At 36.9% G+C, this 24,877-nt stretch carries 20 protein-coding genes and 1 pseudogene; 4 read left to right on the plus strand and 17 right to left on the minus strand.

Translation table 11 applies throughout. The features are described from left to right. Window positions 1-227 precede the first annotated feature (227 nt). From ISU02_RS03405 to ISU02_RS03420, 3 genes and pseudogenes are all read left to right on the plus strand, one after another. Complete coding sequence (locus tag ISU02_RS03405; protein ID WP_194700387.1) at window positions 228-830, plus strand: TetR/AcrR family transcriptional regulator; 603 nt, start codon at window positions 228-230, stop codon at window positions 828-830. 79 nt (window positions 831-909) lie between these two features. Next, the gene (locus ISU02_RS03410; RefSeq protein WP_194700388.1) at window positions 910-1,500 is read left to right on the plus strand and encodes a TetR/AcrR family transcriptional regulator; all 591 of its coding nucleotides are present in this window, start codon (window positions 910-912) and stop codon (window positions 1,498-1,500) included. A gap of 224 nt (window positions 1,501-1,724) precedes the next feature. Beyond that, window positions 1,725-2,978: pseudogene (locus ISU02_RS03420) on the plus strand (alpha-amylase family glycosyl hydrolase). A gap of 150 nt (window positions 2,979-3,128) precedes the next feature. Here ISU02_RS03420 and ISU02_RS03425 read toward each other — a convergent pair. The 3 genes from ISU02_RS03425 to ISU02_RS03435 form a co-directional block, all read right to left on the minus strand. After that, window positions 3,129-4,805 (minus strand): prolyl oligopeptidase family serine peptidase, encoded by a 1,677-nt coding sequence (locus tag ISU02_RS03425; RefSeq protein ID WP_194700391.1) that lies wholly within the window; start codon window positions 4,803-4,805, stop codon window positions 3,129-3,131. A 252-nt stretch (window positions 4,806-5,057) separates the two neighbouring features. Then, window positions 5,058-5,834, minus strand: coding sequence for a hypothetical protein (locus tag ISU02_RS03430; RefSeq protein WP_194700392.1), 777 nt, complete (start codon window positions 5,832-5,834; stop codon window positions 5,058-5,060). Window positions 5,835-5,857: 23 nt separating this feature from the next. Further along, the gene (locus tag ISU02_RS03435) at window positions 5,858-6,745 is read right to left on the minus strand and encodes a bifunctional helix-turn-helix transcriptional regulator/GNAT family N-acetyltransferase (RefSeq protein ID WP_194700393.1); all 888 of its coding nucleotides are present in this window, start codon (window positions 6,743-6,745) and stop codon (window positions 5,858-5,860) included. 379 nt (window positions 6,746-7,124) lie between these two features. Here ISU02_RS03435 and ISU02_RS03440 point away from each other — a divergent pair, with 379 nt between their 5' ends. Further along, entirely contained in the window at window positions 7,125-7,709 is a 585-nt protein-coding gene (locus ISU02_RS03440; RefSeq protein ID WP_194700394.1) for a TetR/AcrR family transcriptional regulator, read from the plus strand. A gap of 156 nt (window positions 7,710-7,865) precedes the next feature. Here ISU02_RS03440 and cysS read toward each other — a convergent pair whose 3' ends face one another. From cysS to ISU02_RS03520, 14 genes are all read right to left on the minus strand, one after another. Then, a complete protein-coding gene (gene cysS / locus ISU02_RS03445) occupies window positions 7,866-9,269 on the minus strand; it encodes a cysteine--tRNA ligase (RefSeq protein ID WP_194700395.1) in 1,404 nt (467 codons plus the stop codon). Window positions 9,270-9,782: 513 nt separating this feature from the next. Then, window positions 9,783-10,340, minus strand: a complete 558-nt coding sequence (locus ISU02_RS03455) for a flavodoxin family protein (RefSeq protein ID WP_194700396.1) — start codon at window positions 10,338-10,340, stop codon at window positions 9,783-9,785. A gap of 211 nt (window positions 10,341-10,551) precedes the next feature. Further along, window positions 10,552-11,214: a nitroreductase family protein gene (locus ISU02_RS03460; protein ID WP_194700397.1), complete on the minus strand. Its 663-nt coding sequence runs from the start codon at window positions 11,212-11,214 to the stop codon at window positions 10,552-10,554. A gap of 462 nt (window positions 11,215-11,676) precedes the next feature. Further along, window positions 11,677-12,645 (minus strand): ABC transporter permease, encoded by a 969-nt coding sequence (locus ISU02_RS03465; protein WP_194700398.1) that lies wholly within the window; start codon window positions 12,643-12,645, stop codon window positions 11,677-11,679. Between the two features lie 12 nt (window positions 12,646-12,657). Then, complete coding sequence (locus ISU02_RS03470) at window positions 12,658-13,632, minus strand: ABC transporter permease (protein WP_194700399.1); 975 nt, start codon at window positions 13,630-13,632, stop codon at window positions 12,658-12,660. A 4-nt stretch (window positions 13,633-13,636) separates the two neighbouring features. Further along, entirely contained in the window at window positions 13,637-15,133 is a 1,497-nt protein-coding gene (locus ISU02_RS03475) for a sugar ABC transporter ATP-binding protein (protein ID WP_194700400.1), read from the minus strand. 79 nt (window positions 15,134-15,212) lie between these two features. Next, window positions 15,213-16,214, minus strand: a complete 1,002-nt coding sequence (locus ISU02_RS03480) for a sugar ABC transporter substrate-binding protein (protein WP_194700401.1) — start codon at window positions 16,212-16,214, stop codon at window positions 15,213-15,215. 95 nt (window positions 16,215-16,309) lie between these two features. Then, complete coding sequence (locus tag ISU02_RS03485) at window positions 16,310-17,266, minus strand: ROK family protein (protein WP_194700402.1); 957 nt, start codon at window positions 17,264-17,266, stop codon at window positions 16,310-16,312. A 40-nt stretch (window positions 17,267-17,306) separates the two neighbouring features. Next, entirely contained in the window at window positions 17,307-18,695 is a 1,389-nt protein-coding gene (locus ISU02_RS03490; protein WP_194700403.1) for a 6-phospho-beta-glucosidase, read from the minus strand. A 437-nt stretch (window positions 18,696-19,132) separates the two neighbouring features. Continuing rightward, a complete protein-coding gene (locus ISU02_RS03495) occupies window positions 19,133-20,326 on the minus strand; it encodes an ROK family transcriptional regulator (protein WP_194700404.1) in 1,194 nt (397 codons plus the stop codon). 304 nt (window positions 20,327-20,630) lie between these two features. Next, window positions 20,631-20,969: a GIY-YIG nuclease family protein gene (locus tag ISU02_RS03500; protein ID WP_194700405.1), complete on the minus strand. Its 339-nt coding sequence runs from the start codon at window positions 20,967-20,969 to the stop codon at window positions 20,631-20,633. 55 nt (window positions 20,970-21,024) lie between these two features. Then, on the minus strand, window positions 21,025-21,603 hold the full coding sequence (locus tag ISU02_RS03505) for a TetR/AcrR family transcriptional regulator (RefSeq protein WP_194700406.1): 579 nt from the start codon (window positions 21,601-21,603) through the stop codon (window positions 21,025-21,027). A gap of 127 nt (window positions 21,604-21,730) precedes the next feature. Continuing rightward, window positions 21,731-22,342: a DUF6273 domain-containing protein gene (locus tag ISU02_RS03510; protein WP_194700407.1), complete on the minus strand. Its 612-nt coding sequence runs from the start codon at window positions 22,340-22,342 to the stop codon at window positions 21,731-21,733. A gap of 695 nt (window positions 22,343-23,037) precedes the next feature. Further along, a complete protein-coding gene (locus ISU02_RS03520) occupies window positions 23,038-24,414 on the minus strand; it encodes a hypothetical protein (protein ID WP_194700409.1) in 1,377 nt (458 codons plus the stop codon). Between the last annotated feature and the right edge of the window lie 463 nt (window positions 24,415-24,877).

Genomic DNA, 24,877 nt, shown 5'->3' on the forward strand with positions numbered 1-24,877 from the left:
ATCTCATATTGTCAAAATAGACCACATGGTCTATAATAGAAATATACCACCTCTCATAAATGTTGTCAATTCAAATTTTATATTTGATGCCAAATGATGTTATTTATGATAAACTCAATTTGTCTAAAATACATTCTGATCCCCGCATTAAAAAAGGCATGACGACACATATCCAATTTATTAAAAATGTGGTTTTATATTAGATAATAAATATAATGGAGGCATCTATGAACTCGAAAACTTTTGATCGCAAAGATCAACTCATTGCATCAGCACTTGATGAATTCATCGATAATAACTATGAACAGGCTTCACTCAATACAATCATTAAAAATGCAAATTTGAGTAAAGGGGTTTTCTATTATCACTTTAAGAACAAAGAGGCTCTTTACATTGCACTTCTTGAGGATGCCACAAATAAAAAATGGGAATACATTAAGGCACACACAAACAATCAAGAATACGCTGGCCTCAATGTTTTCGATCAATTCCTTTATCAAACGGAAATCAGCATCAACTTTGCCAATGAATATCCAAAATACCATCGCCTTGGAGGTATGCTTCTAAAAGAGAAGGGCACACCGATCTACAAAAAGGCTTTAGAACATGTCGGTGGCTCTGGTATCGATATTTTGGAAAAAATGATTAAAGAGGCCTATGATAGAGGTGATATTGATAATAAATACCCAATAGACTTCACACTCCAACTCCTTACACACTTATTTTATGAATTTGACAGCATCTTTTATTTCGAGGATGACAACTTACAGAAGAAAAAGGACGTTTTAAAACATTATTACGCGTTTATGCGTCATGGCTTGATGCCATAATATATTTTTTTCACAATAAAATATTTTTCTTATTGACTTTGTATACCATTCGGTATACAATCGTGCCATGAGCGACTTAATGAATAACAAAGAAACTATACTAAACTGTGCTTTACAGCTGTTTTCAGAAAAGGGTTATGAAGCGGTGTCCGTTCAAGAACTTGTAAATATGGCTAATGTTACAAAACCCACGCTATATTACTATTTTGGGAGCAAGGAAGGGGTGTATGATCAACTTTTGCTTAAAAATTACAGCCAATTGGATGAAATTCTAGCCAAGACCTGTATCTATGAACCCAAACCTGAATCCTATTTTGAAGATATTTATCCTGTTCTGACACAAGTGACAATTTCATATTTTATCTTTGCCAGAGAAAAGCCTTTGTTTTACAGATTGGTTTTATCCAATCTCTATATGCCAACTTCTTCATCTGTATATGACGTGATGGCAAGATATCACTTCAAACAATACGATAAGATCCTTCAATTGTTTTTACAGATGTCCAAAGTACATCCTAATCTAGCGGATAAAGAAAGACACTTTACTTGGAGTTTTCTTGGCATTATAAACACTTACATTGCACTTTATTTAAATGACACGCCCCTATCTCTATCTGAAGACTTTGCGAAACAATTGGTTCATCAATTTATGCATGGCATCTATGCGTAAAGACAACTTAAGTGTTGTCTTTTCAAATCACATTTATATACCTAACGGTAGGTACATAAATGACATCAAAATCTGAAAGGAGGCGCATCTTGCAGGCAAATCCCTGCTGATGCAAATATAACACTATGAATTATTGGTATGAAGACGCCTGTTTTTATCATTTTTTCACTTTTGGAGTTTGTAATGCTCCCTTTAAAAATGACTATGACTCCATCCAGTATCGAATGCACGAAATTGAAAAATGGATACCTCATCTCACTGAACTTCAATGTAATGCTGTTCTATTCAGCCCTGTTTTTCAGTCTAGTTCTCATGGTTACGATACGACAGATTATTATCAAATCGATTCACGCATTGGCGACAATGAATCTTTTAGACATCTGGTAAAAAAGCTTCATGAAAACGGCTTCCATGTTGTTTTGGATGGCGTCTTTAATCACTGTGGACGCGATTTTTTTGCCTTTAAAGACCTTCAAGCTCATGGTCGAGGCTCAAAATATTGCAATTGGTTTGCAGGTGTTAATTTTGAAAAGCCTAGTCCACTAGGGGACGCTTTCGATTATGACACTTGAGGAGGCTTTTATGAATTGCCCAAATATAATCTCGATAATCCAGAAGTTGTCACCTACTTGCTAGAAGCTGTCCAATACTGGATTGAATACTTTGACATCGATGGTTTACGTCTAGACACAGCTGATTGTCTATGTCCTAACTTTATGAAAGCACTTCGAAAAAAAACAAATACGCTAAAATCTGATTTTTGGCTTATGGGTGAAGTCGTTCACGGCGACTATAGGGATTGGGTCAGTGAAGAACAACTGCACAGCGTCACAAACTATGAAATTTTTAAGGGCTTATACTCGAGTCATAACGACCAAAATCTGTTTGAGATTGCACATTCGTTGAAAAGAGAATTTGACTCTACATCAGGCATTTACCGTTATTTTATGCCTTACAACTTCGTCGATAATCACGATCAAAATCGCTTGGCCAGTCTTGTGGATGAATCTGCTTATCTGTATACGATCTATATTTTAATGTTCACCATTCCTGGCATACCTTCCATATATTATGGTAGTGAGTGGGGTATAAAGGGCGCTAAAGAAATTCATTCTGATTTGGGCATTAGACCTTATATCAATATAGATCATGTCATTCCTGAGGAGAGAGATTTAGAAAAAGTCATTCGAAAATTGAGTTTGATTCGCAAAGAGACACCGGCTCTAAAAGTAGGCACCTATAAACAACTCGCCATCGAATATCAAAAGCCTTTTATTTTTCAACGTCAATTCGATAACACCACTGTAATTGTCGTTATCAATGCAACGCCTCATGATCACTTCGTCAATTTAGCGCCTTATTGTAACCGCTCTGTTCACGATATTTTAAACGATCAGCCTCTTCATCTAAACGATCTGCAAAACCTTAAAATAAATTCAAATTGGGGCAGAATCTTGAGTTTTGCAAATCCTTTTTAAATTGTCCCTTTAAGCTTTTCTACTATGATAAATTCGTTTTTAATAAATTCGTTTTTGGATCGCTTCTTTTCTGTTTTGTTCTTTTAAAAAAGATAGCCCTTAAGTGTTTATGATCACACCTAAGGGCTTTAATTTATGCTCTGCTTTGGTTTATGCTCTACTTTGACTGTAGAGCCAGTCCATAATTTCTAAATTATGAAGTGTAGGTGTCCACACGCCATGATAAATTGTATGCACGCCTAGAGCCTCCATTTCATCATCTGAATACAATGATAGATGATTTTTTTGAGCGCCTAGCTCATTAAGAGCATCATATAGCATCAACGACGTATAGCTTGTACACACCTGATCATTTTCTGCATGTACAATCCACAATGGCACATCGACGATATCATTGCCTTTTAATTCTGATATGGCCGCCGCATAGCTGGCATCATATTCACTCTGAGTAATTCTCAAATCCGCTTTATTTTCCAATTTATATGCCAAATCATACCTTAAGGACATAGGGACCAAGGTATCCTTTGTACACATCAATAAGCCGCCGGCAAATAAATCCGGATACTGCATGATAAATCTCAGTGCCCCACCGCCACCAGAAGATGCACCAGAGATGTAGACTCTCTGCTTGTCCACAACGCCTTTATCTATGAGTTGAGAGATCAATTCGAATTTGGCCAAATTATAGGCTTTCATCATTTTAAACTGCTCAGGATTATCCGTGATTTCAAAGGCGTAATTTTCTGGATATTGAACAGATAAAACCGCCGTGTTATAGCCATTCTCAATCCAAGAAACTGCCCCTCTATTTGCAACTAGATTGGCGCCCTCAAAGGAACTGCTGAGAACCTCACCGCCGCCGTGTTCCCAAACCATCAGCGGCACGCTTCCCTCTGGATTTTTAGGTGTGTACAGCCAATATTTGATTGTGATGCCCTCACTTGAGGTATACGTGCTCATTTCAAAATCATCCACTATGGGCGTCTCCACTGCAAATCGACCCTTTACAGTATCCAAACGGTCATTGGTACAGTCGACGATGACATTGATCAAGCTGGAATAACTCGTAGGCTCAAAATTGACGTTGAGTTGTCCATTTTTTAATGTGATCTCCGTAATTTTGGCCGCTTGAATCTTGTTTTCAGTTTCTTTTAGCCAAGGATTAGGCGCAATGACAAAAGTAATATCAAAGTGCAACTGCTCCATATCTGCCTCAGTTATGGATTGCTGAACATTATAGGACAGAGCATTTACCATAAGGCCAGAATCCTTTACTTGAGTTTTCGCCACAACGTCATAAGCATTGACATACTGATGTACACGATCTATAAGTACAAGTGCTTGTTCGCGCGTTAACTCAGCTTCCCCATGAAAATTACCATCTGGAAAACCACTGAGCACACCACAGTTTACCAGAGCTTGAACCGCTTGAAGTTGCTTTTGATTAAAGTTGTCCTTATCTTTAAACGCAACTTTGCCATCGCTTGTTACTCCAAGATATTGCGATAGCGCTTCTGCAACGTCAAAACGCGTTGTTTTAGGGTTTGTCAATAACTGTGTCTCCGTATTGAGCATAGCTGAAAACATTGCATTCATCTCTTGATGGGTAATGGCTTGTGTCGGTTTGAATAGAGTCGCATCCAAACCCAATATACCTTCATCAGCCCATTTTTCTATGACCTTCTCCGACCATCTTCCCGAATAATCCCTAGTGCCATCATTTGCAGCATATGCCACTGAACTGCTAAAGCAAAGGCCCATAGCTAGTGTCATTGAAAACATACGTGTAATCATGTGTTTCAAAGTTTTCCCCTGTTTTTGATTCATCCTCATGCCTCCTATTCATCTCCAATACATGGTTTACTGTACAAAAAAAGACCAAAACGAACCCACACATGGGCTTCATTTTGGTCTTGCCTGTCATACAGTCACAATCCAACAAATATAAATATTACACTTACATAATATCTATATTTGTTTTTTTTGTCAACCTAGAATTGGATTGACACATTGAATTGGATTTGAGACGATTTGCAACTGCTTATCGTTTTACTGGCTTTCTAATTTCATCTGCAAAATTTATTTAATATTAATTTCAACTTGTTCTGTTGCAATTGTATTAGACGCTTCATCATTAAGGACGATTGTGCCTTTTACAGTTGTAAAATCTTTATCTGCAAATAGGGTTAATTCCTGTTTTGCTTTTTTACCAGCTACAATACGATCACCACCCAGCATGGATTCAATTTCCTGATCGTCAACATAGAATTGATCAGATAAAACAATAATGGTCTTATCAGATTTGTTTTCAACAGATAATATGAGTGTAGGTCCTGTGATGCTCTCTTCAGCAAGGCCCAAGTATGTTATTTTAGTACAATCATCATCCACCAGCACCACACCGGTTTCTTCTGATGCCTCTTCTTTTTTAGGCTCTGCTGTACCATCCAAAGTTAATTTAAATGGGGCCTCCTTTAATGTATCATAATTACTGTCAGACAGTACAAATGTACCCTCCAAAGTGTTAAAATGATCTACATCTTCTATCTCTAACGCCGCATCTATTTTTTCACCCGGAGCAGGGCTCTCGCTGAAATATGTAGATACCATGTTATCATCAGCAGATACTTTATCGGTTCGAACTGTATAATTGACATCGGATTTATTTTCTATTGACAGTTTTAATGTCGGTACGTTTTCATTGCTTTTATTAAGTCCCAAATAGGTTATCGTAACATATTCATCATCTACTAAGACCGTATTGATATTGACTTGTTCATTCTCCTTGCTTCCACATGCCATTAATCCCATTGATACAGCAACACAAATTAAAAAAATAATTCCTTTTCTTAGCATTTTTCCTCCTAAATTTACCACTTTCATTCAAAATATTTGTTAAATGACTCTTTTTTTAATACTATTGGCGTTATGGCTTCACCATAAAATGTTTCAGTTTCTCCAATAATTTCGCATCCAAATCTCATTAACATGTTCACAGTAATATCTCTCGCATCACTGTATAATTCATCTGTATGTTGACTAAAAAATTCTTTTAAAGAATAAACAGCCAACTTTTGTCCAATGCCTACGCCTCGTAAGCCCTTATCGACAGCAAATCTGCCCCAGTGCCATTTATTATCTTTTTTCCAGGCAGCCACCACGCCAACAAGATCCTCTCCTACTCTCGCACACCACCAGATTGGGTTTAAGCTATGATCTAATGGAATCAATTCTGTAGGAATACCTTGTTCGTTAGTAAATACTTCTGTTGCCAATCTTACTGCATCTTCTCTATAATTTTCTGAAATTTTCTCAATTAAAATCCTAGAATCATTTTTTTTAAGATTGGTTTTTAATGCAAGAATACGAAAAACTCTAAATGCTTTAACAATATCATCTATATTCTCGCGATCTCCTTGATTTAAAATTTCATCCATAAATACATTTGCTTTATAATCACCCTTGTTTATAGCTTCTAAACCTGATGGCAAAAGATAGATATCTTTCATTCTTTTATCCGTTTCAGACCTCTTTGATTCTAAGTAATTTCTAGCTTCTAGATTACTGACGATTCGACTAAGCGAAGCCTTATCAATACCCAAATGGATCAATATTTCATTAAATGTCGTTGTGCCATTTTGTTTTAGGTATTTTAATATGTGTGATTGTGCCAGTGTCAGGCCCGAATTAAAGCAATTGTGATTTAATAAACCTAATTCCCTTACAATTAATCTTAACTCCTTTCTAACGATTTCTTCTTTATTCATATCTTCCTCCTTAATTGATTGATATTATCAACTATTATAACTTGTCCTAATGTTTTGTTCAAGTCCAATAGCACAATCAATATAAGATAATCCATTAAGAAGAAAGACAATCCTATCACAAATTTGATATATCAAGATCTTTTACTAAATAAACAACATTTAAGTCATTTCCCGATGACTCAAAACGATTTTCGCTGACGCTGTTGGATATGCAGGTGCATTTGCCTCCGTATTTTTTATAAAGCATCTGTTGTTTTTCATACACGTGTTGCAATAGTATGTTATAATAATTACAAGACAAACTCAACCATCAATATATAAAGTGTGTTGTATAGCCAACACAGATGCATTAATGTTGCTTATATAAGGAGGTAAAACCATGGCAATAACAAAAAGTAAAACAGATCCTCGTGTAAAACGGACACGCCAACTCATTCAAGATGCTTTCACTTCATTGATGCGAGAGAAAGCATTTGAAGAGATCACTGTTAAAGATATTGCCGAAAGGGCTACCATTAACCGAGCGACTTTCTATGCGCATTTTGTGGACAAATTTGACATCCTTGAGTCCAAAATAACAGAATCTTTTATGACAATCTTAAGCCGTAGAATAGAGGGACATGAAATCCTAAATGTGGAGACTATTCAGAGCATCTTTTTAGCGGTGTGTGATTTTCACAAAGATTTGAGCACTTTGTGTCAAAGAAGTTATAAGGCTTTTGGCACTCAATTTGAACACACAATAAAAGAAATCACAAAAACAACATTACAAGATTATCTCACTAAAGATAAGATTTTAAATTCAAATGAACAATTATTGTTAAATACAGCATCTATTATGCTAAGCTGGGGACTGTATGGAGCGGCTTATGACTGGAACAATATGGGGCGTCGCATCTCAGCAGAATCTTTTGTTAAGCAAAGCATGCCTTTAATCCTGAATGGATTTGAAAAATTACTATAAATATAATAGAGCATAGTGCTAAAAAGCATTGGCATTTCATCATAAAAAAAGAACTGATTTCCAGTTCTATTTTTATCGATCCTAAATTTATATTATATTTAATCTCGCAGCTTCTACCTGATTGCAACCTCTTTTTACTATTTAATTGATCGCTTATTAATCTACTGCCCACTCTGTCCCTGTGGCAGTATCCTTCAGACTAATTCCTTTGGCTTTTAGCTCATCTCTAATTTGATCTGCCAATGCATAGTTTTTTGCTTTCTTAGCCTCAATCCGACGAGTAATCATCTCTTCTACATATGTTTTAAGGGCATCATCAATTGTTTCTTCAACTTCTAATAAATTCAATGACAACACTTGGTCAAACTGTTTGATTAAATAGTACTTTTCACCACTGTTGATCCCTTTAGACTTTAACACCTCATAGAGAACAGTGATCGCATTGGCTGTATTTAAATCTTCAGATAAATAGGCTCTAAACGTTTCCAGATAGCCCTTTGCTGTATCTGACAGCACGGCGTCTTCTCTATCTTCATCTATGAATGCTTTGGTTGCATTCTTTAGCTTTTTATAAGCTGATGAAGCCATTTCCAAAGATTCAAATGAGAATGCCAAAGGTTTACGATAGTGTGAATTTAACACATAGTATCTATAGGCTAATGGATTGAAATTCTTTTTTTCTAGTAGCGACACGGTTAAAAATTCGCCCTTGGACTTACTCATTTTCCCAGATTGATCGATTAGGAATTCACCATGCCACCAGTTATTAACCCACTTTTTCCCTGTATAACTCTCCGTCTGTGCGATCTCATTAGTGTGATGAATAGCCACATGATCTACGCCACCACAGTGAATATCCAACATTTCACCAAGCAGATCCAATGAAATCACAGAACATTCCAAATGCCATCCTGGGTAACCAATGCCCCAAGGGGATTCCCACTTCATTGCTTGGTTATCAAATTTAGATTTCGTAAACCACAATACAAAATCTTGAGGATTCCTTTTGTTCACATCTATCTCGACACCCTCACGCAGGGCAACTTGCAGTTCATCAAGATTCATCCCTGAAAGCTTCGTATAATCATCAAATTTTGATATATCAAAATAGACATTACCATTTGTAAAATAAGTATAGCCTTTCGCCTCTAACACCTTGATAAACTCAATATACTCTGCTATATAATCAGTTGCCTTCCCCAAAAGTTTAGGTTTTCTAATATTCAATTTAGCACAATCTTCAAAAAAAACATTTGTATAATATTCGGATATTTCCCACACGGATTTGTTCTCACGTTTAGCGCCTGCTAGCATTTTATCTTCACCGTCATCCGCATCCGACTCCAAATGTCCAACGTCTGTTATGTTCATCGCACGTTTAACATCAAATCCAAGGAATTCTAATGATTTCACTAATATGTCTTCGTGTATATAAGTTCTTAAATTGCCTATATGCGCATAATTATATACTGTAGGTCCACAGGTATAAATCTTCACCTCATTGCCACATAAAGGTTTAAAATCTTCTATCGTTCGCGATAATGTGTTATAAAGTTTCATACACTTCCTCCTAAATTTTGTCGTCTCTAATTATTTTTAGAAAAATACTCTATCTTCATTAGAATGGCAGGATTTAATCCACAATGCCACTTTGTTTAACAATTCTGACGCTTTCAAAGTCTACGATCTTGTCCTTCACCATAAGATGCCTATGTTTGAAATCATTATTTTAATTTTACCATAGTAGTTACAACATAACCACAAAGAGTAAAACAGTTTTTTGTATTCAATTACAGCTATGATTCATAGAACAACATTTTATAAGCATTGCGCCGATAAATATGAGTTTTTTCGATTTTTTATATGGCAGCTTCAAACTGATTTTGATAGTAATTTACTGCCCACACTTCTTGACATGCTTTCAGAACAGATTACTGCAGATATAATAAAAAAAACAAAAAAACATATACCGGAAGAAACGTTAATTCAGAAAATGAAAAAAGAGCGCAGGGATGAAATTATTCATCTGCGCTCTCTTCAAAGTCAGAAGCGACCCGATAGAATTACTTAAAGCTATATCAATAATGGTACTCGAAGCCCCAATTCATACGCTGCTTGAATATGTTCTTCTTTAAGATCTTCCCTCTCAGTAACCCCTTCCACAGTGTAGCTATCAATTGGACGTATATTTAAATGCCTATAATAATTATTAAGCGTGCCTAGTATATGTTGATTTTCATCTTTGCTTTCGCCTGCTCTAAGAGCCACTGCAATACCCACCTTATTGGGTGGCACACAACTGCCATTATCACAGCTTTTACCATAAGGCGTATTCCTATCAATAAAGACCTTTAGTTGACCAGTAATATCTCCCCAATAAGATGGAGATGCGACGAGTATAATGTCGGAGTCCATCAACTCATTCATAAGGCCGCCTACATCATCCGACAGGACACAGCGCTGAGTACTCAAGCATTTCATACATCCTATACAATACTTAATGTTGAGATCGCTTATGAAAATAATCTTAGTTTCAATGCCCTTTTCACTCATTCCCTTCGCCATTGCAGAAACAATTTTTTCAGTACAGCCCTTTTTTCTTGGACTTCCAATAATACACAATGCCTTCATCTGTTTTCCTCCCGGTATATAATGGGCAAGTCCGTGAAGTCTTGCCAAATCTGTTGGCTTCCTTAATGATAGCCATGGTTCTGGATAACACCAATTCTTATTCTAAAAATGGATTCTCATCTAATTAATTGATATTATCAACTATTATAACTTGTTCTAATGTTCTGTTCAAGTCCAATAGCACGTTCCATATAAGATAATCAATTAAAATCTATTCTGAAAGGCTTTCATTGAAGAAAGTGACATCTTGAATTGGAAGTCTCACCGTTGGATATGCAGGGGCCTTTGCCTTGCCAAATGTAATGAGCAGTACAGGAAAGTACCGATCAGAAATATTAAAAGCCTCCAAAAACTTCTCTTTGTCAAAGCCTGACATGGGACCTGTATCGTAGCCTTTACTGCGGGCAGTGAGCATAAGTTGCATTGATGCCAGTCCGCAATCAATGCATATTGTTTGGCGAATTTCCTCCGATGACATGTTCGAATAGAGATCTGTATAGCGTTTGATAAACGTCTTCGCCATATCTTCCGAGAGGAATCCTGCATCTACTGCCCTGCCATAAATTTTATCCGCCATCGTATAGCATTCCAAGTCTCCAAGTACAACAATGACAGCAGAAGCTTCAACCACTTGTTTTTGATTATATGCAATTGGGAGCAGCTTTTGTTTTAATTCTGGCGAATCCATAACAAGAAAACGCCATGACTGCAAATTACCACCTGAAGGTGCCAGTGTAGCTTGCTCTATTATTTCAGTTATTTCTTCTTTAGCAACCTTGATTTCAGAATTGTAAACGCGTGTGGCATGACGTCCCCTTACAACATCATGAAACAATTGGCTATCCAAGGGTTGAGCTAATTGTGAATCCATCATATATTTGCCTCCTTATATTTTTTATAAACATCCGTTGTTTTTCATACATGTGTTGTAATAGTATGTTATAATAATTGCAAGACAAACTCAACCATCAATATAAAAAGTGTGTTGTATAGCCAACACAGATGCATTAATGTTGATTATATAAGGCAGTAAGGCCATGACAATAACAAAAAAAGTAAAACAAATCCTCGTGTAAAACGGATGCGCCAGTTCATTCAAGATGCTTTCACTTCATTACAGGATTATCTCACTAAAGATAAGATTCTAAATTCAAATGAACAATTATTTTTAAATACAACATAATGCTAAAAACCATTGGCATCTCATCATAAAAAAAAGAACTGATTTCCAGCTCTTTTTTAATTGATTCTAAATCTATATTATATTTAATCTCGTAGCTTCTACCTGATGACTGCCTCCAATTTAATTTCCTTTTCCTAAAAATGCAGAGGTTTACTACACAGTTTCTCTTCTTTTCTTTCTGCCATAGGAATCTAACCAGATGATACCAACAGTCACTATGCCTTGGAAGAGCAATTGGACATAAGAATCGACACCTACCATGTTCATAGAATTTTGTAGCACTGCAAATACGAGCAATCCAATTAAGGACTGTTGAGCGCCTCCAATACCACCAGCAAATGACGTGCCTCCAACGACTACGCCACAGTTAACCAGTAGTGCTGTATTCTCGCCATAAGTAGAATTGCCCGAATTCAACATAGACGAAAGCATAATACCACCTAATGCCGCTATGACACCACTATAGACATACGCTAATGCTTTTGTTCGCATCACATTGATGCCAGAATATTTGGCCACTTCATAATCACCACCAATTGCATAGCAATTTCTCCCAAAAGAAGTATACCGAAGTATAAAAAAAGTGAGTACAAATACGCCAAACATTACAATGACTTGATTCGGAATTTGATTGAACAGCTTACCATTTGACAACAATACAAACTCTGGATTAAGACTTGCTACTGGATGAGCATCTGTTAATTGTTGAGCAATACCTGTGAGCAACATGCCCATACCTAATGTTATTATAAAGGGTTCCGTTTTTTGATATACAGAAAAAAAAGCATTAATCATGCCCACAACAACGCCCACTAAAAGCGCGCAAATTATTGCAATTGCCATTGGTACATTGACATTCATAAGCTTTATTGCCACGATTCCCGACACCACCATAACACCACCTATGGATAAATCTGCACCCCCTGCGACTAAGACGATTGTTATGCCAAAAGCTAGGATCAACAATACTGAACCTGATTTCATTAGATTTATAAGGTTAAAAGGCGTATAAAAGTTTGTTTTAAAAAAGAGCATTGCCGTAAACATTAAAATTAACGCCAGAAAAGCTTTTTGTTTATTGACAAGGTATAAAATCTTTTTGCAGTATCCCAAGATATTCATTATACATTCCTCCTAACTCTGTTTGCGGTTATCCATCCAAATGGCAATCACTAGAATTGCACCTTTTAACACATACTGTAAGTAAACAGAGACACCCAATAAGTTCATACAATTTGACAAAAGTATCACCAACATAGTCCCTAATACAGTACGCATTACACTGCCTTTACCACCTGAAAGCGTTGTCCCACCAACAACTACAGCAAGGATTGCATTTGTTTCATAACCCGTTCCAATAACAGGAGATGCCGTTGTAACTCTGGATATAAGCACTATGGACCCAATGGCAGACATTAAGCCTGATATTGCATATATAAAAATGATACTTCGGTTAATATTGATGCCACATAATTCTGCTGCTGTTTTATTGCCACCGGTCAAGCGCATCACTCTACCTGCATACGTATAATTCTGAAGTAAATATAATACCATAAGACATATTAGAAATATGAGAAAGGAGGTTGAGAAAAAACCAACACTTCCTGATCCTATTATCTCAAATAGATTTGTGTTGTTTTCTGACCAAAATATATGCTTCGTTGATCCGCCACTTATTATGAGTGCCAAAGCGCCATATACCAAACTCATACCATAAGTGATGAATAGTGCTTCAGCTTGAGTCAGAGCACCACTTGTCAATAGTAAAGCGCTATTCAGAATGCCACAAGCCAGCCCAATACCTAAGCCAATAAGAAGCGCAGGGCCTTGCCCAGCTATATCAATAAAATGAACCGTGACAACGGCCACGAGTGAAATGATCCCTGCCACAGACAAGTCAATGAAACCGCCGATGATCACAAAAGTCATACCCAAAGCCACCATGATCAGTGGTCCAAACTGCCGAATGACATTTGATAAATTGCCTACTGAAAGAAAAGCGGGCTGTACTACAGAAGTGACTAAAACCAACACCGCGATTGCGCCTAATATCAAATATTCTTTGAAAATTGATTCAAATATTTTCTTAAATTCATATTTTGATGTCATAGTACTATTCCTTTCTTTCAGACGCAAATGCTTTACTCATTATTTGGTCTGGTGTTGAATCTTTTGGATCAAATTCTCCCGTTATACGCCCTTCACATACTGTAAGTACTCTATTACTCATATTAAGAACCTCTGGAAGCTCTGAAGATATCAGAATAATGGCACCGCCATTTTCGACAATTTGTTTCATCAGAAGGTAAATTTCATATTTGGCCCCTACATCAATTCCCCTTGTGGGCTCGTCAAGGATAAGCACACTTGGGTTGATCTCAAGCCATCTCCCCAAGATACATTTTTGTTGATTGCCTCCAGATAAATTCTGTACAGTCGTCTTAATAGAAGGTGTTTTGATATCTAGTGATTTTACATGTCGTTCTGCGATTTCTGTTTCCATTGATTTATTTAAAAAACCGTATTTTGATATTTTATCAAGGATCGCCATCGATATATTATTTTCCACTGAAAAGGGTAAAACAAGCCCCTGAGTTTTTCTATCTTCTGTAACCAAAGCAATTCCAGCCTTTTTGGCATCGCTTGGCTTTCTAATTTTTATTAGTTTACCTTCCATAATGATTTTATGGCCTTTTATCCTATCTGCACCAAATATAGCCCTGACGATTTCAGTTCGGCCTGCACCTACGAGTCCAACCAATCCGAGAATCTCCCCCCGATGCAGTTTAAAGGCAATATCATGAAGTTTTTTTGTATTTATAGATTGAACCTCCATAAGTGTTTCGCCAACACAATTGGGCCGTTTAGGGTATTCATTTTCTATCGTACGCCCTACCATTTTGGTAATCATCTCACTTCGTGTGATTGCGTTAATCGGTTTCGTATCAATAATGTGACCATCCCTCATTATCGTAACCACACTGCAAAATTCAAAAATTTCATCCAGTTTATGGCTGATATATATAATTGAAATACCTTGCGCCTTAAGGTGATGGATAATCTTGACTAATGCTTTCATCTCATCTGCAGTGAGACTACTGCTTGGTTCGTCCATAATGATCAACTTAGAATCAAAAGATAAGGCCTTTGCAATTTCAACCATCTGCTTTTCTGAGACACTTAACTCAGAAACCAGTTTATACGTCGTAACATGACTCCCAATACTCTCCAGCAGTCCTTTTGCTTTTTCATGAACGTGCTGCATACCTCCCAATTCACCAAAGCGACCTAGAAAAATATTTTCACCGACCGTCATCGTACTTACCAAATTTAACTCTTGATAGATAATGCTCAAGCCACTTTTCATAGACAATATTGGCGTTGTGTTTTCAACTAACTCACCATCGAAAATAATAGTGCCAGAATCTTTAGGGTGGACACCACTTAATATTTTCATCAAAGTAGATTTACCTGCACCATTTTCGCCTACTATGCCATGGACAGTTCCCCGCTCAACTTCTATTGATACTTGATCTAGAGCTTTGACACCTGGAAAATTTTTGCTAACATTTTTGATACTGAGAATAGCATCCTGTTTTATGTTTTGCATTAAGATACCTCTTTCAAAATAGTTTAAGATAAAGCTCGAATCGGTTTTATCCGAGACGAGCTTGGATTTCGTAGGCTCTTTACCATTCTGGAGCAGTAAAAGTGTCAATATTATCTAAATCAACAATGTCTAATGGAATAAAATTAACGCTTTCAACTTCTTTGCCATCCAATTTATCTTTAGCTAATTCTAAGGATTTCTTAGTCATATTTGAAAAGTTCTGCATAATGGTAACACTTTGTTCACCACTTTTTACTTGTTCAAATCCCGCTCTACAACCATCTACTGCCACAAGATATACATTATCCATTTTAGCAGCTTTTAGAGCTTGAATAACACCGGTGCCGCCATTGTCCCAGTGACAAAATATGCCGTCTATCTCTGAACCATATTTGGTAATCATATCCTCTGCAATGGCCATCGCTTGGTCAGTTGCCCATTGCTGTGTTGCCTTATAGTCAATTACCTTGATATTGGTGCCTTCAAGTTTATTGTTAAAGCCATCATGTCTCTTATTTTGGGCATCATGGCCTGCTTGTCCACCAATTTCAACTATATTAGCGCCATCAGGAAAGTGGTTAATAAACGCTTGTGCTGCTGCTTCACCCGCTTGATTATCGTTTACACCGACAAAGAAATCGCGTGCATCATGATTCCCCTCAGGTAAATCAGAAGAAAACATGCCTACTATAACGCCAGCTTCTTTTGCAGATTGCAACGAAGGAATAATGGCATTGATATCATTTGGTGTCACAAAAATAGCTTTTACACCTTGTGCAACTGCATTATCTACTGCTTGCACGTTAATTTGTGCATCACCTTTAGCATCCAGGATAATCACTTCAAACCCGTAATCCGCGCCATATTTTTCAAACTCTTTTGCAGCAAAAGCCATTGCTTCTGTTGCCATGTTTTGTGCTATGAATGCTACCTTAACTGGCGCATCAGTCGTGCCATTAGTGCTTGTTGAATCATTGCCCTTTGTGGCAGTACCATCAGTTGCCTTACTACAACCCGATAATACGCCAATCATGAAAATGATCATGATTACGGATAAAAATCTAATCTTTTTCGCCTTCATTTTAATTGCCTCCCCTTAATCAAATAATATTTATCCAAATGCCCATAATGATACAAGCATAGAGATACACCCCTGTTGTAAAACCGTTCTTTTATTTAGAAAAGTAATTCCATGGCACCAATAACGCCTGATTGGTCTCCAAGTTTTGCTTCTAAAAAATACACTGGATAATCAATGTTGTTATAACTATTAAACAATGCCTTCACACGACCAAATAATTTGTCCCCCATTGACAGTAAACCACCACTAAAAACAAAGCAATTTATATTTAAAATCATATATATGTTAAATAGCCATATTGCCATATATTGTGCCATCTGTTCTACAGCCCTTTTGGCAAGAATATCATCCATTTCAAAAGCTTTATCGATATGTTCTGCGGTTATATAATTTATGCCCCCGGCTAACGCCGTAATTATGGTATCTTCACCACTTTCTATCCACTCTAAAACACTGTTGACAATCATCTTGCCAGAGCATAACGAATTGAAACAGCCTGGATTATCACATCCGCATACCTTTTTGCTATTCAGATTATTCCCAGTGAGCATGTGTCCACTTTCACCGGACCAACCATAACTGCCTCTAAAAATCTCTCCATTGATAATAAAGCTTGATGATATCCCAGTACTTACAGGACAATACACAAAGTTATCGTATTGTTTTCCGACACCATACCTGTATTCAGCTAAGGCCCCAGCGTGTCCATCGTTATCTATCACAATTTTAATCTCATTTCCCATTTTCTCTTGCAAATAACTTTTTAGAGGAAAATGATGCAATTTTGGTAAACTACCCGTCTTTACAATATAGCCATCTTTAAAATGCACATATGAAGGTAAACCAATGCCAATCCCCAATACATCAGCAATTGTCAATTGCTGTTCTTTTAACAACTTATGAATAACGTCAACAATAAGATCAAAAAAATTCTCAGGCGAAATAGAAGCATCCGAATCTATTTTCTTATTTGCTATAAATGCTTTATTTTCATCAAACAATCCAAACGCAATTTTTGTGCCTCCAACATCAATGCCAATTAAATACTTCATGTTACCTCCAAATTTCTATAAGAGTACTTTAGTTATATTTCTAGCGTCCATTTGTCATCAAATCCATGACGACAGAATCCTTAGAAGCGATCCCCATACGCTTTAATTCAATAATTTTGTCTCTAAACTGCGGCAAATATTTCTCATGTGCGACTAATAATTCATCGAGAACGGCTTTGGCCTCTTCACCGCTTTCAATCAATGGATTCAATGCAAAAGCTTCAAGTGCCATACCGTAGTCACCCGTGATAGCCGACTGAATTGTACACTCTTCCATTGCTTTCATTAATTGCAACCAGCCTCTCTCAGCGGATCTCATCTCCCCCCATGCAATTGGTTCTGCACCACTTGCAGAGATTATTGAAGATACTTCGACAATTGATTTGGGATCAAGGCAAGGGATAGCCCCCTTATTTTGAGTACTGACTACCATATGCAGCTTCTTATCATTGTAAATCGCACTAATACAGTCACAAGCAGCATTGCTATAATAGGCGCCTCCGCGTTTTTCCAACTGATCGGGTTTCGTACACAAATCCGGGTTTTTATATAAGGCAAACAGAGTTGATTCTACTTCAAACATTTGTTCAGCACGAGTGCCACCTTCTGCAAATTCCTCTAATGCATGTTTTAGCATTTCCTTAGCATTGTAATAATACCGGTGATAGCCACAAGGTATTAAGTTCATAGATTTTAACATTTCCAAAGAGAACTTGGCACTGTATATATTGGCTGGGGTGCCATTATTTTTTGTGTTGATATTAGAGATCATTTTTCCTGTTAGTTCAGTGCCTTCATCGTCAAAGATTTTATGCCAGTGAAAATGGTTTAAACCTGCAAATCGAAATGTTAATTCAGCTCTCTTCTTTCCCAATATCTCTGGTTCTTTCATCATGGATATTTCAGGCACGTTACAAAGTCCAATACACTTCTGCCATCCAAAAGACTTAATGACAGCTTCGGTGATTATGCCACTTGGATTTGTAAAATTGATGAGCCATGCATCTGGACAATATATTTTCATATCCTCTATTATATGCTTAATAACTGGTATAGTCCTAAATGCTTTTAAGATTCCTCCGGCGCCATTGGTCTCCTGACCTAACATACCGTGCACCGAAGGAATTCTTTCATCTTTTATTCGAGCTTCTAATAGTCCAACACGAAATTGTGTTGTTACAAAATCAGCATCAATCAGAGCTTCTTGTCTATTCAGTGTCGTGTGTATTTTAACTTCATAAGGTGTTGCATCCCACATCCGCTGTGCCATTGCACCAACAATTTCCAGTTTTTCTTTACCTTCTTCAATATCCACTAACCAAATTTCTTTGATGGGTAATTCTTCAAATCTTTTGATAAAACCTTCGATCAGTTCCGGGGTATAACTACTTCCGCCACCAATGGTTACGATCTTAATTGCTTTTTTCATCTTCACATACTCCTTATCATAGATTTATTTAAATAATTGAATGGTTAGAGAGTCAAAAGTTAAAAGTTGAGCAACCCATCACCATATGATGCCATTTAGGAGAAGTCAGCGATACAGCATAGGGTAGATGGTCTATGCGAAACTGACTTTTGACAGTATAATTATTAAATGGATCTTCCAATATTTATAAGTCTATGTCATTATCTTTGTTTAGTAACCATACTTATCATTGCCAGAATAACATAAAAAAATGACTTTTTCAACACAAATCATCTTTTTTATGCCTATACTTAATTTAGTTATTAAATTAATAAAATGTCAAAATACGCTTGCTTTTACATATGTAGATTTTTGTACCAATCTTTTATTATAATAACTCTGTTTTATTCATAGTTTATGAGCGCAAAACTTGCATTATACATGGCTCTTATTTTTATCTACTCTTTAAATAAATTTTGCATCCCCAAAGATGCAGCACCCACTACACCGGCATTATCTCGAAGAGATGATATAACAATAAATACGCCATCTGCACATTCTTCCAAAGATAAATTAATTGCAGTTGACCTTATCGATTCAATAATATATTCCCCTAAAACAGACATACTGCCGCCAAATACAATCATCCCTGGATTCATCATATTTATTGCATATGATACCGCTACGCCAATATAACGTCCCATTTTATCCAATGCCTCAAGAACGCATTTATCACCAAGCTGTGCGGCTTCCTTCAGCATGTTGAGATCGATTGTACTCAAATCTCCCTTTGAAAGCTCTGTAATAGAGCTGGATACACCTGTATGAATAGAATTGATAATAGTCTTAATGATACTATACTCAGTAGCTACAGTATCCAAACAACCGTACTTACCGCAGACACATCTCATCCCACTTTCAACTACGCGAATATGGCCTATCTCTCCTGCTGCATAACGGTTTCCATGAAACAGTTCTCCATTGATTACAATCCCCGATCCAATACCGCGTCCAACATTGAGGAATATATAATTTCTAACGCCTTTTGCTTGGCCAAACCAACTCTCTCCAATGGCCATTGCATTGGCATCATTATCAATAAATACAGGCAAAGATTCCTTCTTTTCGATGTAATCTTTTAATGCAATATTCCTTCTCGACATAGCTGGTGCATAGACAGAAATATTTTGATTTGTATCCACAATGCCATGCATGCCAATGCCTATACCATCCAACTTCAGGTCTGGCAACAGTTCTCGAACATCATCAATGCAAGTTACTACATCATCTTCAAATTTATTTCCATGATCACTAAATTGCCTTTCTGATCGTGCAAGAATTTTGCCTGCCAAATTTACAATAGCAGCCTCAACACCGTCTTTATGAATATCAACACCAATAAAAAGCTTCCCATTTTCATTTAATTCGATCATCACGGGTTTTCTACCACCACTTGAAGTGCCAATACCGACTTCGTGAACGATGCCATCTTGTATGAGATTGTTAATATTACTAGAAACCGTGGCTGGTGTCAAATTTAAAATTTTGGCAATATCAGCCCTGGAAATAGTGCCTTTTTCAAGGACAACTTTTAAAATCGAATTCGTATTTAATTTCTTTATCAATTGCCTATCCGCTATTGTATAACTCATATATATCCAACCCTATTATTTATTTATACTGCCATTTCCAAACGATAAAAGCATAAGTATACGTTAATCATTATATAATGGGCATCAACATATTTCAAGTTAGGAAGCTTTCAAGTAAATTTTGTTTTTTTTACTATTAAATTGCCTCTTGTTAATATACTTTGCTATATAATCAGTTGCCTTCCCCTAAAGTTTAGGTTTTCTAAGGTTCAATTAATGCCGCGCTTAGTACACCCATTTCGAAGATGCTCAAATCAAGAAAAGCATGCATCTGTTGTTAAAAGACGCCTGTAGTAGGCACCTATTACAGGGAATCCAGTTTGATTTTCCAAAGTTCTAGCAAAACATTTAGATCTTCTTTAAATTCACGAGCCGTCTGAAGTTCTCCCTTTTTAATTTCTTCAAGCACTTTGAAAGTAAATGCATCAGGTCCATACTGCTTCCACTCTTTCTGCATGCACATTTCAGGAGAAGCATTTGTCGATTTTGAAAATAAAAACCGATTTTTGGCCGTTTTTATTTCCTGAGCAGACCGCAACCAAAACTTACCGTTTCCTGAACATTCTATGCAGTACACACCACCCATAATTTCATGGTTTTTGTAATTGTCCTTTAATTCTTTTTTAGATTTCATCTTTACCATTACCTTACTTCTTACTTTTTTTCCTTATCTTTGAGCAAACGACACCGGGTTTCATTCATATGATGAGCTCTTTTAACAAGCCCACTTGTTTCATGATCTCATTTTCAGGCATCGTCAATATTGAAGATGATGTCTTCAAACTGTCCATAAAATAGATTATATGTGTTGCAACGACTTCTTTATTAAATTTATCGAACTTTTTAAAAGCTTGTGTTTCTTGACCATACGTGAGAATGAGCATTAAAATATGAATACTTTCTTTTAATCTTTGATTCATACGTTCTCTTTGATCTACCTCAGCAAATGCAAATTCATGTGTTGCAAAATATAGCCCCCTTTGTTCACTGAAGATTATTTTAATTTCCTGTTTAAAGTAGGCCTCTAGAATTCTTATGGCTGGTACCTTTTTTTGAATACTCTCTTCTACTATTGCACGATTTAATTTGAGGTCGTTGTCAAGTATTGCAATAAAAATTTCCTTTGTAGAAGAAAAGTGTCCATAGACACCGCCACGGCTCATTTGACAACTTTCACAGATATCTTTCATAGTGACAGCTGTGTACCCTTTTTTTGAGAATACACTGATGGCATTCTCTATAATAAATTGCCTTGTTCTATTCCCCTTGTTTATCATCGTTTTCACCCATTTTATCGACACAAGTGTCGTTTTTTCAATTATACGACACTTGTGTCGCTTTTGTCAATACATCGTTTAATTAGATTGAAACCTGCTTCAGCGCCACCATGTGTTCTTATTCAAATTAGAGTTTTAACCATAACGCAGGACGAACGCCGCCAGTACATCTGCCATCACTGATATTGCCTTTTAAAACATTGTTACCTTGAATACCGATATTGCCATCCGTCCCAAAGATGTATACAGCTTTTACATTAACGCGCCCAGGAGATCGAAGCCACCACCACCAACTCCCTTCTTTACCCTGAAGTCTTGCGATGCGCTTATCGTTGTTTTTATCTTTTCTCTCAAACCAGTATCTTTGATTTTTTCCACGGTTATACAGATTAGAACGACTATCGCCGAAATAGGTACATACTTCTTCAAGGCTTAATAAAAATATGTTATCTTTTGTATCTGCACCACCGGGTGAACCATACCACTGGTTATCGAGGTTTTTATTTAATACGGTGATGATTCTAGATTGATCTGTTTTATTGAAGCTGTCATAAAATTTCCCATTAAGATATTTTCTCAAGGCACATTCTGCCCATGTTATGTCTTTATAAACATCATGGTATGGTCGCTGTTCGATTATACATTCTGTTATAATCAAGGCTGAATTGTTTTGTATGTCGAGCACACGCCACTGATAATCTCCAAATGATAATAACGCGTCTATCGTAATCTTTTCCATTTCGATCACATCCTTCTTTCCACTTGATCATCCCTCTTAATCTGCAATCATATGTCTCAATTTTCAATTTGTGCTTAATCATCGCCTGAATTTTTTTCTATTTATTACCCTACTATTAAGTATATACAGTTATAAGATGCCTTCGTCAAGATATAATTGATTTTGACAATATTTGTGTCATCTCACGATGACCCAATCGATTTTCGCTGATGCCGCTTTTGGCTCAAATCTTGTTGTATGTATCAACATTTGTGTCATCTCGCGATGACCCAAATCGATTTTCGCTGATGCCGCTTTTGGCTCAAATCTTGTTGTATGTAATAAAAGCCATTGAATGTCAGTTCTGGATTCAATGGCTTAATCTGTACTGTTTTTTCTATACGTTTAATTTATAATACCGATGCGTACAACCCGTTTAAAGTCTTGGGCTACTCTATTAGACGGATTCGCTGGAAGGATCTTTTCACTGCCTCTTTTCACGAAATCGACCGATTTCTTTAATTGCCTCAGAGATTAGGATAATCTTTCAGCTTGGATTGAAGCTGTCCCTGATTAAACAAAGATTTCCACAGACTTTCATCATCACTTTTTGCATTCGATCGGTCAATGGACCATAATCCCATAACGAGCAGTAGGGTGAAAATTGTAAGCACGTACACACGCCATTGTTTTTTATCTCTCGAATAGCGCATGGTTTAGCTTGCCTTCTTTATGGTTTCAGGCTCTTCAAATAGGAATTGATCAAACTCTGATTTATTCCCAATATTTATGAGAATACATAAGCCGACACCTACTGCCAATCCCCAAGCTGCACCGCGCGTTGCTAAAACTGCAGCGATTATGCCTGCGATCCCCAAATCATTAGCAGTTCGTGCTTTCAAAACGCCCACCTTAACAGATACAAAGCCTTGAATCAACATTGTTAAAGCAAGTGCTATCCCCAAAATCGGCTTAACCAGTGTCACAATTGGAAGCAACAAATAACCTGTCAACGTTCCAAAACGAAATGAAGCCGCACCGCCATTGATTGAATCCATCGTTTCACGACCTTTTTTAAAGCGTTCGCAGATGACCACTTGCATTGCCGCCCACAAGGGACCACACATTGTGAGATCAGGCCCAATGATAGACATAATCATGTTGCGAAGACCAAAGATCATATGAGATCTATTCGGATCATAATCGATCAATTCATCTGGGCGTGCATTCCCAGCATCTTTTAACAAAGCTTCCGATTGAATCATATCACCAAATAAGATAATATACGCTGAAAATACCATAGGCAAACCACTGATGAACATGCTCAATGGCGGAAAACCTACGCCTAAAAAAGTCCACTCTGAAAAAAGAGTGCCAAACGCTGGTCTCGTAATTCCCCACTCAATAGCTGGCCACGGTGTTTCACCGAATAATGGACCTATAAAAACCGCAAGCAGAACCACTGGTAAAATACCAAGATTTGCAATAAATTTCAAGATTTTATTGTTATTCTGAATACTCTTGAAGTGATTGGAAAACAGCAAGTAGAAGCCTAAGCCAATACAAATGGATATTGAAATTGGGAATGTATCAAATCGAGCCCCTTCTTTGAAAATTACCATAATTGCAGCAATCCCTGAACCTAAAATGATCCCAGCCTGCATGGCATTGGGGATTATAGAGACAATTTTTTTACCCAAACCTGTAACCCCTAGTAAAAAAGCAAGAATACCTAGTGATAATTCAAAAGCAATTAATGCCTGCATGCGCTCAGGACCCATGGCAAAATTGGATACGTATAGCATCAGCAAAGGAATAGCAGGCGTCACCCAACCTGGTATAACAGGATCACCCAACAACACATGAGCTGAATATAAAATACCATTGAGTACGACAACTGCCATGGCCACTTCAAATGGCATTCCCAAATACTCCTGAAGCATGGGCACTGCCCCCAAACAAACGGCACACATCAGTAACCCTTGGAGATAATCAGGCCATTCAAAACGATAATGAACAAACGGAATCCTAATTTTGAATGGACCTGCGGGAAAATAAGGTTGCTCTTGACCACTTACGCGTTTCATTGACATAAACTTTCCTCCTAAATCATATTTGTTTATGTCCAAATATAAAGCAAATACGATACCAATTCTAAACAGTAGGTCTATAAGTAAGGCATTTGAACATGCCAACGTTTCTTCTGGTTTGGCCGATTAAAAATCATATTTTCCAAGTGAGCGCTCCAAGTGAGCATTTTTGCTCTTTTTGATACTTTATCGCTCATGCCCTAAGAAATTTTCGTGTGGCAACTCACAGACAACTTGCATCCATTCCTGTATAAATTGAAATAATACTTTAAATAAACCTCTAATGATTGTTAATGTTTAGCACAAACTTGATATTATTCAACATCTAAAGCATATTGGTCATGGGATCAACTCTTAGAAGCAGATTGCCTTGACAATCGTAATTAGAATGGATATCATAATCTCATCAGCACAATTATAGAGACGTTATTTTTTTAACATAAAAGTTATGATCACAGGAGACTTG

The sequence above is a fragment of the Fusibacter ferrireducens genome, assembly GCF_015352425.1.
Taxonomy (GTDB): domain Bacteria; phylum Bacillota; class Clostridia; order Peptostreptococcales; family Acidaminobacteraceae; genus Fusibacter_A; species Fusibacter_A ferrireducens.